This window comes from Thauera sp. K11, from assembly GCF_002354895.1.
Taxonomy (GTDB): domain Bacteria; phylum Pseudomonadota; class Gammaproteobacteria; order Burkholderiales; family Rhodocyclaceae; genus Thauera; species Thauera sinica.
This window is the reverse complement of sequence record NZ_CP023439.1, coordinates 1624956-1637802: the sequence shown is the minus strand read 5'-3', so window position 1 is coordinate 1637802 and position 12847 is coordinate 1624956. Positions and strand designations below refer to the sequence as shown.

The following is a 12847-nucleotide window of genomic DNA, read 5'->3' as shown; positions in this document are numbered from 1 at the left end:
GATCAGGCGCGACGGAACACCAGGGTGCCGTTCGTGCCGCCGAAACCGAAATTGTTCTTCAGCGCCACGTCGATCTTCATCGGACGGGCGACGTTCGCGCAGTAATCCAGATCGCACTCCGGGTCCTGCTCGAAGATGTTGATGGTCGGCGGCGAGACCTGGTTATGTATCGCAAGCACGGTGAACACCGACTCCAGGCCGCCCGCTCCGCCGAGGAGGTGGCCGGTCATGGATTTGGTGGAATTGACGACGAACTTCTTCGCCGCGTCGACGCCGAACGCCAGCTTGATCGCATCCGTCTCGTTCTTGTCGCCCAGCGGCGTCGACGTGCCGTGCGCGTTCAGATACTGCACCTCGTCCGGATTCACGCCGGCATTCTTCAGCGCATTCAGCATGCTGCGGCGCGGGCCGTCGGTATCGGGTGCGGTCATGTGATAGGCATCGCCGCTCATGCCAAAGCCGGCGAGTTCGGCGTAGATCTTCGCGCCGCGTTTCACCGCGTGCTCGTATTCCTCGAGCACCATCACGCCTGCCCCCTCGCCAAGCACGAAGCCGTCACGACCCTTGTCCCACGGCCGGCTGGCGGTGGCGGGATCGTCATTTCGCGTCGACAGCGCCTTCGCCGAACCGAAGCCGCCCAGGGCAAGTTCCGTCACGGTGGATTCGGCACCGCCGCAGACCATCACGTCGGCATCGCCGTATTCGATCATGCGGGCGCTCAAGCCAATGGCATGGAGCCCGGTGGTGCAGGCGGTGACCACCGCGATGTTCGGCCCCTTCATTCCGTACATGATGGACAGATTGCCCGAAATCATGTTGATGATCGTGCCGGGAATGAAAAACGGCGAAATCTTGCGCGGACCGCCCGCCAGGAAATCATTCTGCGTTTCCGCAATCATCGGCAGGCCGCCGATTCCGGAACCGATATTGACGCCGATGCGCTCGGCATTGGCATCGGTCACCTCGATTCCCGAATCACGGATCGCCTGGATGCCGGCCGCCATGCCGTAATGGATGAAGACATCCAGGCGGCGCGCTTCCTTGGCCGACAGGTAGGCGGAAACGTCGAAATTCTTAACTTCCCCGGCGATGCGGGCCGAAAAGACGCTTGCATCGAAACGGGTGACGGGGCCGATGCCACTCTTGCCGGCAACCAGATTTTCCCAGGCTTCGGAAACAGTATTGCCAACCGGCGAAACGAGTCCCAGACCGGTTACGACGACTCTACGACGCGACACGGGCAGCTCCGTATGGAATCAAGGAGAAAAAAGAGAAATCCGGACTCCGCGCAAGCAGAATCCGGACAGGAAGGATGCTTCCCGAATTACTTCTTGAGATGGGCGTTGACGTAGTCGATCGCCTGCTGGACGTTGGTGATCTTCTCAGCTTCTTCGTCCGGAATTTCGCACTCGAATTCTTCTTCGAGCGCCATGACCAGTTCCACGGTGTCCAGCGAATCTGCGCCAAGATCATCAACGAACGAAGAATCGTTCTTGATTTCCGATTCGTTCACGCCAAGTTGCTCAGCGACGATCTTCTTGACGCGCTGTTCGATGTTCTCCATGAAAAACTCCTTCCTGACAGATACAGGTTTGTAGTTGAAAAGCGGGCGTATTCTACCAAAAAGGCCGGGAACCGCTATCCCGGCCGACGATCACGACATGTACATGCCGCCATTGACGTGCAGCGTCGTACCGGTGACATAGGCTCCGGCGGGCGATGCGAGGAACGCGACCGCTCCGGCCACCTCTTCCGGCCGCCCGAGGCGGCCCAGCGCGATGTTGCCGAGCAGGGCGTCGCGGGCCGCGTCGGGCAGCGCGCGCGTCATGTCGGTGTCGATGAAGCCGGGCGCGACGCAGTTCACGGTGATGCCGCGGCTGCCCAGTTCGCGCGCCAGCGCCCGCGACATGCCGGCCACGCCGGCCTTTGCCGCGGCGTAGTTCGCCTGTCCGGGATTGCCCGCGCTCGCCACCACCGAGGTGATGTTCACGATGCGTCCGCCGCGCGCTTTCATCATGCCGCGCATGACGAGCTTGCTCATGCGGAAGACCGCGCGCAGATTGGTATCGAGCACGGCATCCCATTCCTCGTCCTTCATGCGCATGGCGAGATTGTCGCGGGTGATGCCGGCATTGTTCACCAGCACGCTGATCGTGCCGAAGCGCTTCTCGACTTCCGCCACGAATGCCTCACAGGCCGCCGCATCGGTCACGTCGAGGGCCAGGCCCGCGCCCTTGATGCCTGCATCGGCGAGCGTCTTGTCGATGTCCTGCGCGCCGCTGGCCGACGTCGCGGTGCCGACCACCACTGCGCCCAGGCGGCCGAGTTCCATCGCCACCGCACGCCCGATCCCGCGCGACGCGCCGGTGACCAGCGCAAGCTGCCCTTCGAGCGAAAAACTCATTGCTTACCTCACTGCCGCAATCGATTGTTCGAGGCTGGCCGCATCGTGCGCCGACCCCCCTTCCACTTTCTTGGCGATGCGCTTGGTCATGCCGGCCAGCACCTTGCCGGGGCCGCACTCGATGACGTGGCTCATGCCGCGGCGCCCCATTTCCTGCACGGTCTCGATCCAGCGCACCGGCGAGAACGCCTGGCGCACCAGCGCATCGCGGATACCCTCGGGCTCGGTGCAGACGGCGACGTCGACGTTGTTCAGCACGTCGATCTGCGGCGCGGAGATGGCGACCGAAGCCAGACGTTCGGCCAGGCGATCCGCGGCCGGCCGCATCAGTGCGCAATGAAAGGGAGCCGACACCGGCAGCAGCACCGCGCGCCTGGCGCCCCTGGCCTTCGCCACTTCCACCGCACGCTCCACTGCGGCCCTGGCACCTGCGATCACGATCTGGCCCGGCGCGTTCAGGTTGGCGGCTTCGACCACCTCGCCCTGCGCCGCCTCGGCACAGGCTTCGCGCACCGCGCCGGCCTCGAGCCCGAGCAAGGCCGCCATCGCCCCTTCGCCGGCCGGCACGGCCTCCTGCATGGCCTGGGCACGGAAGCGGACGAGCGGAACGGCGTCCCCGAAGGCGATGGCGCCGGCCGCGACCAGCGCGGAATATTCGCCCAGGCTATGCCCTGCCACCATGGCCGGCGCCGGTCCTCCGGCAGCGATCCACGCGCGGTAGGTCGCGACACCGGCGGTCAGCATCAGCGGCTGGGTATTGACGGTCAGCGCAAGGCGCTCGGCAGGGCCGTCGGCGACCATCGCCCACAGGTCCTCGCCGAGCGCATCCGAGGCTTCGGCGAAGGTGTCACGGATCACGGCCGAGTCGCCGTAGGCAGCCATCATGCCGACCGACTGCGAACCCTGGCCGGGAAAAACCAGCGCAAATGCCATGCTGTTCTCCGCTTGTCAGAAAAAGGAGGGAAGCTCAGAAATCGATCAGGGCCGCGCCCCACGTGAAGCCCCCGCCCACGCCCTCGATGATCAGCCTCTGGCCGCGGTGGACCTGCCCGCCGCGGACGGCCTCGTCCAGCGCGAGCGGGATCGAGGCCGCCGAAGTGTTGCCGTGGTGGCCGACGGTGGTGATGACGCGCTCCATCGGCAATCCGAGCCGTTTCGCGGTGGCCTGGATGATGCGGATGTTGGCCTGGTGCGGAATCAGCCAGTCGACGCTGCCCGCCTCCTCGCCCGCCTGCTCCAGCACCTGCAGCGCCACGTCGCCGAGCACCTTCACCGCGAACTTGAACACCGCCTGGCCGTCCATGCGCAGGAAGGGGTCGCCGATCACCTGGCCGGAGGCCACCCCGCCGGGCACGCACAGGATGGGATGATGGCTGCCGTCGGCATGCAGCGACGAAGCGCGGATGCCCGGCCGCTCGGACGCTTCGAGCACGACGGCGCCGGCGCCGTCGCCGAACAGCACGCAGGTGGCGCGGTCCGACCAGTCCAGGATGCGCGAGAAGACCTCGGCGCCGATCACCAGCGCACGCGCGTGGCTGCCCGAGCGGATGAACTTCTCGGCCACGGACAGCGCATACACGAAGCCGCTGCACACCGCCTGCACGTCGAAGGCCGCGCAGCCGTTGCGGATACCGAGCTTGGCCTGCACCAGGGCGGCGGTGCTGGGAAAGATGTAGTCGGGCGTGGAGGTGGCGACGATGATGAGATCGATGTCCTCGGGCTCACAGCCCGCCGCCTCGATCGCGTGCTCCGCCGCGATCCGGGCGAGATCGCTCGCCCCCACGTCGGCCGCCGCGAGGTGCCGGCTGTGGATGCCCGAGCGGGTCACGATCCATTCGTCCGACGTATCGATACCGCGCGCCACCAGATCGTCGTTGCTGACCGGATTGCCCGGCAGACAACTGCCGGTACCGGCGATCCGTGCATAGATCATGCCTTCACCTCGTTCATGCTCGACATACGTTCGGAGATGCGCTCGATGAGCCGGTTGGAAGCGGCTTCGGCCGCGCGCACCAGGGCATTCTCGAAGGCCAGCGCGTCGGCCGAGCCGTGGCTCTTCAGTACCACGCCGCGCAAGCCGAGCAGGGGCGCGCCGTTGTAGAGCCGATGATCCACGCGCCGCTTGAAGCGCCTGAGCACCGGCAGCGCGATCACCCCCATCAGCCTCGTCAGCGGCGAGCGCTTGAATTCTTCCTTGAGGAAGGCGCCGATCATCTGCGCGAGTCCCTCGGAAGTCTTCAGCGCGACGTTGCCGACGAAGCCGTCGCACACGACGACATCCACCGTACCCTCGTAGATGTCGTTGCCCTCGATGTTGCCGTGGAAGTTGAGGCCGCTGTTGCGCAGCAGCTCACCGGCTTCCTTGACCACGTCGTTGCCCTTGATGATTTCCTCGCCGATGTTCAGCAGGCCGACGCTGGGCCGCTCCTTGTGCTCCACGGCCGCCACCAGCATCGCGCCCATGACGCCGAACTGCAGCAGATGCTCGGCCGTGCAATCGACGTTCGCACCCAGGTCGAGGACGTAAGTATGCCCGGTCATCGACGGCAGCACGGTGGCGATCGCCGGACGATCGATGCCCGGCAGCGTCTTCAGCACGAAGCGCGAGATCGCCATCAGCGCGCCGGTGTTGCCGGCCGACACGGCGGCATCGGCCCCGCCCGACTTCACCAGGTCGATCGCCACCCGCATCGACGAGTCCTTCTTGGTGCGCATCGCGATGGCGGGCGGATCGTCCATCGTGACGACCTCGGCCGCCGGCTGCACGCGCAGCCTTTCGCCGAATCGCAGCGCCTCGTCGGCGAACAGCGGGCGCAGGATTTCCTCGCGACCCACGAGGATCGCGTTCGCATCAGGATGGCTGCGCAGGAAGGACAACGCAGCAGGCACGGTCACGGGCGGACCGTGATCGCCGCCCATGCAATCGATTGCAATCGTGACACCCATCGGCATCTCGCGTGATTACAGGGAGACCGTCGGACAAAAAAAGCGGCGCCGGCGCGCCATGCGCCGTGCGCCGCCTTCGTATCAGGCTGAAGCCTTATTCACCCTTGGTCTTGACGACCTTCTTGCCGCGATAGAAACCGTTGGGGCTGATGTGGTGGCGCAGGTGCACCTCGCCGGTGGTCGCCTCGACCGCCAGCGCCGGGCCGGTGAGGAAATCGTGCGCGCGGTGCATGCCGCGCTTGGACGGGGACTTCTTGTTCTGCTGAACGGCCATGGAAAGACTCCTGAATCAAAAATGTTCCGCCTACGCCTTGTCGCCGCCGCGCAGCGCGGCCAGCTTGGCGAAAGGCGATTCCTTCTCCGCCCCGCCATCGGGGCGAGGCGGTTGGCAATCATCGTGTCGCGGCGCAATCGGCAGCGCGAGCAGGACTTCCTCCTCGACGAGTCCGACGACGTCGAGATCGGCGCCGACTTCCAGCGCATCCACCTCGTCGTCTTCCAGTTCCTCGTCGGGGATGCCCTCCCCTTCCCGCACCGGCCGCAGCGAAACCCCGATCTCGACCGGCCAGTCCAGGCCGCCGAGACAGCGCTGGCAGCGCAGCACCAGACTCCCGCCGACGCCCAGGCTCAGGCGCGGCCGCCCTTCCTCATCGAGCGAACCTTCGATGCTGAAGTGCAGCACGCCCACGGAATCGGCCAGGCTGCCGGCCAGGCGGTCCAGCTTCGCCACGGCGACCTCGCCGTCGATACGGCGGCCATCGGCCGCGAACCGGAACGGATCGGCAATCGTCGTCGATGTGGTGCCATGTTGCGACATAAGCCGTGCATGATATTATTTTTTCGTCGTTCATGTCAAAGCCCGCGCGCCGAAAGCGGCGTGCCGCGCCGCCGTCCGGGCATCCGCCCCGAGACCGCGCCTCCAACCCGAGCAATCGCCCTCCGCCCGATGAAAATCGTCCTGGCTTCCACGTCCGCCTATCGCAAGATGCTGCTCGAGCGGCTGCAGATCCCGTTCGAAACCGCACGCCCGGAAACCGACGAGACTCCGCTTGCGGGCGAAACCCCCTCGGCGACCGCCGGACGCCTTGCCGTCGACAAGGCCCGGGCGGTGGCCGCGATGCATCCCGACGCACTGATCATCGGCAGCGACCAGGTCGCCCACCTGGACAGCGAGGTCTTCGGCAAGCCCGGCACGGAAGCACGCGCGATCGCGCAGTTGCAGCGCATGCGCGGCCAGACGGTGGTGTTCCACACCGCGCTGGCACTACTGAACACCCGCAGCGGCAACATCCAGTGCGAAGCCGTGCCCACGCTGGTGCGCTTTCGCGACCTCGGCGACGACGAGATCCGCCGCTACGTCGAGAAGGAACGCCCGCTCGACTGCGCCGGCAGCGCGAAATCCGAGGGACTGGGCATCGCCCTGCTCGAAGCCCTGTCGGGCGACGACCCCACCGCGCTGATCGGCCTGCCACTGATCGCGCTGTCGCGGATGCTGCGCGCCGAAGGCATCCAACTGCCATGAACGCGCCGGCCCGCGGCACGCTGTACCTCGTTCCCGTCGCGCTCGGCGATGCCCCGTGGCAGTCCTTCCTGCCCCAGCAGGCGCAGGCCACGGTCGCCGGCCTGAGGCACTTCGTGGTCGAGACGGCGCGCAGCGCGCGGGCGCATCTCAAGCAACTGGACTTCCCGCACCCGCTGCGCGAAACCGACGTCCGGGAGCTTCCCGCCGACCCGGCCGCGGTGCCGGACGCCGCCATCGACGCCCTGCTCGCCCCCGCCCTGGTCGGCGAGGACATCGGCCTGATGTCCGATGCCGGCTGCCCCGCGGTCGCGGACCCCGGCGCCAGGCTGGTCGCGCGCGCCCACGCGCTGGGCATCCGCGTCGTGCCGCTGGTCGGCCCGTCTTCCATCCTGCTCGGCCTCATGGGGTCCGGGCTCAACGGCCAGAGCTTCGCCTTCCACGGCTATCTGCCGGTCGCCGAGGCCGAACGCGACGAGCGCATCCGCACCCTCGAGAACGAATCCCGCACACGGCAGCGCACGCAGATCTTCATCGAGACGCCCTACCGCAACGACCGCCTGTTCGAAGCCCTGCTGCGCGTCTGCCGGCCGGACACCCGCCTCTGCGTCGCCTGCGACCTGAGCACTGCGGCCGAATACCTGGCCACCCGCAGCATCGGCGACTGGCGGCGCGGCGACAGGCCGGCGCTGTCCAAGCGCCCGGCCCTGTTCCTGCTGCTCGCCTGACGCTCCTCTCAAACGTTCTGCCGCAACCAGCGCCCCAGTTCGGCCGGCGTGTCCACGCAGGCGAGCGGCGCCTCGGCGCGCAGGGCCCGCGCGGGATGGGCGCCGAAGCTCACCGCCAGCGCAGCCACGCCCGCGTTCTTCGCCATCAGCAGGTCGTGGGTAGTGTCGCCCACCATCAGCGTGCGATCCGGCTCCACGCCGAGTTCATCCATGATCTCTTCGAGCATGGCCGGATGCGGCTTGGAAAAGCACTCGTCGGCACAGCGCGTGCTGTGGAAGCGGGCGACGAGCCCCGCGTGGCCGAGCGCCCGGTTCAGCCCGAGGCGGCTCTTGCCCGTCGCCACGCCCAGCATGCGCCCCTGTTCCGACAACCAGGCAAGGAGGTCCACGACCCCCGGGAAGAGCGTCAGTTCATGGTCGCTGGCCAGGTAGTGGTGGCGGTAGCGCTCGATCATGCGCGGATAGTCGCTTTCGGCGAGTTCCGGCACCGCATGGCGCAGGGCGTCGCCCAGCCCCAGGCCGATCACGTAGCGCGCCCGCTCCTCGCTGGGCTCGGGCAGCCCCAGGTCGCGGCACGACGCCACGATGGCGCGCACGATCGCGCCCGCCGAGTCCATCAGCGTGCCGTCCCAGTCGAACACGATGAGATCGAAACGTTCAGCCATTCGCCCTTCCCTGTCTTGAATCCAGTCCGTCGATGAAGCGCTGCAGATCCTCCGGCAGCGGCGCCTCGAAGCTCAGCCGTTCGCCCGTCAGGGGATGCTCGAAGCTCAGCTTCGCCGCGTGCAGGAACATGCGCTTCAGCCCTTCGGCTTCCAGGCGCTTGTTGAGCGCGAAGTCGCCGTACTTGTCGTCGCCGCACAGCGGAAAGCCCAGATGCGCCAGATGCACGCGGATCTGATGCGTGCGCCCGGTCTTCAGTTCCACCTCGAGCAGGCTGTAGTCGGGCCAGCGCCGTACCAGCCGCACCACGCTGTGCGCGGGCTTGCCCTCTTCGCTCACCCGCACCCGCCGCTCGCCTTCGGCGGTGAGGTACTTGTGCAGGGCCGCCTTCACGTGCTGCAGCGGATTCGCCCAGCGGCCGGGCACCAGCGTCAGGTAGCGCTTCTCGACCCTGCCCTCGCGCATCATGTCGTGCAGCGCGGTCAGCGCCGAGCGTTTCTTGGCGACGATCAAGAGGCCCGAGGTCTCGCGGTCGAGGCGGTGTGCCAGTTCCAGCATCCGCAGTTCGGGCCGCTGCACCCGCAGTTGCTCGATCACGCCGTAGCTCACGCCGCTGCCGCCATGGACGGCCTTGCCCGACGGCTTGTCGATCACGATGAGGGCGTCGTCCTCATACACGACGGGCAGCGGCCTGCCCGCCGGCGCGGGGGCGGCATGCACGGGCGCGGCGATGCGGATCGGCGGGATGCGCACCTCGTCGCCCGCCTGCAGGCGGTAGGTCTGCTGCACCCGGCGCCCGTTCACGCGTACTTCGCCGCTGCGCAGGATGCGATAGACGTGGCTCTTGGGCACGCCCTTGGCCATGCGCAGCAGGAAGTTGTCGATGCGCTGACCGGCCGCGGCCTCGTCGATGCGCTCGTGGCGCACTGCAATCGCTTTGCCTTCTGTCGTCGTCATGAAATATACTTCTGCGCCGTTGCATCCGGTTTTAGTCAGCCAAGTGCTCCGCCCATGGATACACCCGGATGCGGAGCAGACTGCTGGCGACGAGCCCTGAAGAGCGCTCCCGGATTCTTCGCCGCGTACCGTCCAAGGCCAAAAAAGGCGCCGATGGTAACGCAAACGAGCCAGTACGACATACCTGTCCAGCCCACAAACTGGACTTAAACGCCTAAATCGAAGCAGGCACACGCAGGATCAAATGTGCCGGCCCGCTGGCCCGAAACGGCAGCCGGGCGGGGACACGAGAATTTCGACCAGCCGACCCATCACAGCCCTTACCAACACCGGATGAAAGCAGCAGCCCTACCCGATCGCTCCTGATCCCGGAAAGCGCGATGGTGCGCGCCGTTCGTCCTGCCCGTGTGACCTGCGCGGGAGAAGGATCAAATGAAGCGCATGCTTTTCAATGCGACGCAGGCCGAGGAATTGCGCGTCGCGATCGTGGACGGTCAGAAACTGATCGACCTCGATATCGAATCGGCCGCAAAAGAAGAACGCAAGAGCAACATCTACAAGGCGGTCATCACCCGCATCGAGCCCAGCCTCGAGGCGGCGTTCGTCGACTACGGCGCGGAGCGCCACGGCTTCCTGCCGTTCAAGGAAATCTCGCGCGCCTACTTCCAGCCCGGCGTGGATGCCGGCAAGGCGTCGATCAAGGAAGCGCTGAAGGAAGGCCAGGAGCTGATCGTCCAGGTCGAGAAGGACGAGCGCGGCAACAAGGGCGCGGCGCTGACCACCTACATCTCGCTCGCCGGCCGCTACCTCGTGCTGATGCCGAACAACCCGCGCGGCGGTGGCGTGTCGCGCCGGGTGGAGGGCGACGAGCGCGCCGAACTGCGCGAGAACATGGACCAGCTCGACGTGCCGCAGGGCATGAGCCTGATCGCGCGCACGGCGGCGATCAGCCGCAGCGCCGAAGAGCTGCAGTGGGACCTCAACTACCTGCTGCAGTTGTGGACCGCCATCGAGGGCGCGGCGCAGGGCCAGAGCGGCGCCTTCCTCATCTACCAGGAAGGCAGCCTGGTGATCCGCGCCATCCGCGACTACTTCCAGCCCGACATCGGCGAGATCCTGATCGACACCGACGACATCTACGAGCAGGCGCGCCAGTTCATGGCGCACGTGATGCCGAACAACGTCGCCAAGATCAAGCGCTACTCGGACGACGTGCCGCTGTTCTCGCGCTTCCAGATCGAGCACCAGATCGAATCCGCCTATTCGCGCCAGGTCAGCCTGCCCTCGGGCGGCGCGGTCGTCATCGACCACACCGAGGCGCTGGTGTCGATCGACGTGAACTCCGGCCGCGCCACCAAGGGCGCCGACATCGAGGAAACCGCGCTGCGCACCAACCTCGAGGCCGCCGACGAGATCGCCCGCCAGCTCCGCCTGCGCGACCTCGGCGGCCTCATCGTCATCGACTTCATCGACATGGAGTCGGCCAAGAACCAGCGCGAGGTCGAGAACCGCCTGCGCGACGCGCTGCGCCACGACCGCGCCCGCGTGCAGACCGGCAAGATCAGCCGCTTCGGCCTGCTCGAACTGTCGCGCCAGCGCCTGCGCCCGGCGCTGGCCGAAACCAGCTACATCACCTGCCCGCGCTGCAACGGCACCGGCCACATCCGCAGCACCGAATCGTCGGCGCTGCACATCCTGCGCATCCTCGAAGAAGAGGCGATGAAGGAGAACACCGGAGCGGTGCACCTGCAGGTGCCGGTCGACGTCGCCACCTTCCTGCTCAACGAGAAGCGCGTCGACATCGCCCGCATCGAGATGCGCCACAAGGTGCAGCTCATCATCGTGCCGAACCGCCACCTGGAAACGCCGGCGCACGAGATCATCCGACTGCGCCACGACCAGCTCAACGTCGAGGACATCGCGCTCGCCAGCTACCAGATGGTGCAAAAGCCCGAGGAAGTCGAACAGCGCCTGCCGGGCAAGGCCGGCGAAAAGCCCGTGCGCCAGGAAGCCGCGGTGAAGGGCATCGCCCCCGCGCAACCCGCGCCGACGCCGGAAGCGCGCGGCGAAACCGCGGCCGAACCGGCGGCGGCAGCCCGGCGCCCCGGACTCATCGGCCGCATCCTCGGCTGGCTGCGCGGCGAACCGGCCGCTGCGCCGGCGCCGGTGCCGGCGGTCGAAGCGGCTCCGAAGCGCGAACCGCGCCCGCACGGCGAGCGCGGTTCCGAAATGCGCCGCGGCAACGGCGGCCGCAACCGCCGCGACCGCGATCGTGACACCGAAGCGCAGACCGCCCGCGGCGGCCGTCCGGAACGCGGCGAACGCACGGAACAGGGCGACAAGGCCGCACGCCCGGCCCAGCCGGCCGAGCGTGGCGAACGCCAGGAACGCGGCGAGCGCGCGGAAGGCGGCGGTCGCGGCCGCGGTCGCGGCGCGCGCGGCGCCCGTACCGGCGAGAGCGCGGAAAAGCCGGTGATCGCCCCTGTGGCTGAAACGGCCGTCGAACTCGCCGCTTCGGCCGCCGCTGCAGCCGCGGCCGAAGCGGCCCTCACGCCGCAGGAAGGCGTGGTCTCCGCCGAGGATGCCGCCACCGAGGAAGGTGCGCAGCCCGAGAAGCGCCGCCGCCGCAGCCGCGGCCGCAACCGCCGCGCAGGCGAGGCCGCAGGCGCAGTGACGGCGGCCGAGGAAGGCATCCAGCCGGCCGGCGAGGAAACGGCTGCGCAGGAGGTGCCGGAGCAGGAGGCGGCGGAAGCCGCGGAGGCCACGGAAATCGTGGCGGCGAGCACGCTGGAGCAGGCCGGGGAAACCGCCGCCCCGGCGGCAACCGTGGAAACGGAACCCGAAGCCGCGGCACTCGTCGTGCCTCAGGCGGCGCCGGCCGCCGAAGTGGTCGAGGCCATCGAGGCCGCTCCGCTGCCGATCGCCGTGGCGCCGGCCGTCGAGACGCCGGCCGAGCCCGCAGTAGCGGTTCCGCTGCCGGTCGCGGTGACGGTCGACCAGACGCCACCGCTCGAAGCGGCTGTCGAGGTGGTGCCGGCCGGCATCGAGAGCGCCCCGGTCGAGACCTTCGAGGCCGGGCAGCCCGAGTCCGCCTCTTCCACCGCAAGCGTGGAAATCGCCGGCGCGCAGGCCGAGGAAGCGGCAACGGAAGCCCGGCCGGCCGAAACCGAACCCGTGGTGGAAGGCGAACCCGCTGTGGAAGTTGCGTACGCCGCCGTGGAACCGGCGATCGCCGAACCCGTGACGGTCGAACCCGCAGCGGCTGAACCCGCAGCGGCTGAACCCGTGGTGGCTGAACCCCTGGCGACTGAACCCGCAGCGACCGAGACCCCGCCGGCCGAACCCCTGCCGGCCGAGCCGGCTCAGGCCGAAGTGCAGCCCGGGACGACCGCCCGGGCCGAGCCTCTGTCGGCGCCGATCGAGGTCGGCACCATGGCCGCCGAAAGCGGGCTGATCATGATCGAAACGGATGTCGGCAAGCTCGCGCAGTTCGGCAGCGGCGCGCCGGAAACGCCGCTCCGCCTCGGCCGCAAGCCGCGTCCGGCGCCGGTGATCGAGGACGAACCGCTGCAGCAGATCGAGACGCACAAGTAAGCCGCCTTCGGCACCAGGCAAGAGGCCGCCCCGCGG

Annotated in this window: 13 protein-coding genes; 3 read left to right on the top strand and 10 right to left on the bottom strand. The window is 67.8% G+C overall.

The genetic code is table 11. The features are described 5' to 3' along the window. Window positions 1–2: 2 nt before the first annotated feature. From fabF to CCZ27_RS07190, 8 genes are all read right to left on the bottom strand, one after another. The gene (gene fabF, locus CCZ27_RS07225) at window positions 3–1238 is read right to left on the bottom strand and encodes a beta-ketoacyl-ACP synthase II (protein ID WP_096446877.1); all 1236 of its coding nucleotides are present in this window, start codon (window positions 1236–1238) and stop codon (window positions 3–5) included. Between the two features lie 86 nt (window positions 1239–1324). Next, window positions 1325–1564 carry an acyl carrier protein gene (gene acpP, locus CCZ27_RS07220; RefSeq protein ID WP_096446875.1) on the bottom strand — a complete coding sequence of 80 codons (240 nt, stop codon included), beginning with the start codon at window positions 1562–1564 and terminating at the stop codon, window positions 1325–1327. 90 nt (window positions 1565–1654) lie between these two features. After that, window positions 1655–2404, bottom strand: a complete 750-nt coding sequence (fabG, locus tag CCZ27_RS07215; RefSeq protein ID WP_096446873.1) for a 3-oxoacyl-ACP reductase FabG — start codon at window positions 2402–2404, stop codon at window positions 1655–1657. Window positions 2405–2407: 3 nt separating this feature from the next. Next, a complete protein-coding gene (fabD, locus tag CCZ27_RS07210) occupies window positions 2408–3337 on the bottom strand; it encodes an ACP S-malonyltransferase (RefSeq protein WP_096446871.1) in 930 nt (309 codons plus the stop codon). Between the two features lie 34 nt (window positions 3338–3371). Then, window positions 3372–4337 (bottom strand): beta-ketoacyl-ACP synthase III, encoded by a 966-nt coding sequence (locus CCZ27_RS07205; RefSeq protein ID WP_096446869.1) that lies wholly within the window; start codon window positions 4335–4337, stop codon window positions 3372–3374. Continuing rightward, window positions 4334–5350, bottom strand: coding sequence for a phosphate acyltransferase PlsX (gene plsX / locus CCZ27_RS07200; RefSeq protein ID WP_096446867.1), 1017 nt, complete (start codon window positions 5348–5350; stop codon window positions 4334–4336). The genes CCZ27_RS07205 and plsX overlap by 4 nt, the downstream gene beginning before the upstream one ends. 94 nt (window positions 5351–5444) lie before the next feature. Beyond that, the gene (gene rpmF / locus CCZ27_RS07195) at window positions 5445–5624 is read right to left on the bottom strand and encodes a 50S ribosomal protein L32 (RefSeq protein WP_096446865.1); all 180 of its coding nucleotides are present in this window, start codon (window positions 5622–5624) and stop codon (window positions 5445–5447) included. Window positions 5625–5654: 30 nt separating this feature from the next. Then, window positions 5655–6167: a YceD family protein gene (locus CCZ27_RS07190; RefSeq protein WP_096446863.1), complete on the bottom strand. Its 513-nt coding sequence runs from the start codon at window positions 6165–6167 to the stop codon at window positions 5655–5657. A gap of 129 nt (window positions 6168–6296) precedes the next feature. On the opposite strand from CCZ27_RS07190, the gene CCZ27_RS07185 reads away from it, so the two are divergent. Both CCZ27_RS07185 and CCZ27_RS07180 read left to right on the top strand, forming a co-directional pair. After that, on the top strand, window positions 6297–6872 hold the full coding sequence (locus CCZ27_RS07185; RefSeq protein WP_096446861.1) for a Maf family protein: 576 nt from the start codon (window positions 6297–6299) through the stop codon (window positions 6870–6872). Further along, entirely contained in the window at window positions 6869–7597 is a 729-nt protein-coding gene (locus tag CCZ27_RS07180) for an SAM-dependent methyltransferase (protein ID WP_096446859.1), read from the top strand. The genes CCZ27_RS07185 and CCZ27_RS07180 overlap by 4 nt, the downstream gene beginning before the upstream one ends. 8 nt (window positions 7598–7605) lie before the next feature. Here CCZ27_RS07180 and CCZ27_RS07175 read toward each other — a convergent pair whose 3' ends face one another. Together CCZ27_RS07175 and CCZ27_RS07170 are read right to left on the bottom strand one after the other, a co-directional pair. After that, window positions 7606–8262, bottom strand: a complete 657-nt coding sequence (locus tag CCZ27_RS07175) for an HAD-IA family hydrolase (RefSeq protein ID WP_096446858.1) — start codon at window positions 8260–8262, stop codon at window positions 7606–7608. Then, window positions 8255–9217, bottom strand: a complete 963-nt coding sequence (locus CCZ27_RS07170; protein WP_096446856.1) for an RluA family pseudouridine synthase — start codon at window positions 9215–9217, stop codon at window positions 8255–8257. The genes CCZ27_RS07175 and CCZ27_RS07170 overlap by 8 nt, the downstream gene beginning before the upstream one ends. A gap of 432 nt (window positions 9218–9649) precedes the next feature. Between CCZ27_RS07170 and CCZ27_RS07160 the strand changes: the two genes are divergently transcribed. Then, the gene (locus tag CCZ27_RS07160) at window positions 9650–12811 is read left to right on the top strand and encodes a ribonuclease E/G (RefSeq protein WP_096446854.1); all 3162 of its coding nucleotides are present in this window, start codon (window positions 9650–9652) and stop codon (window positions 12809–12811) included. The last annotated feature ends 36 nt before the right edge of the window (window positions 12812–12847 follow it).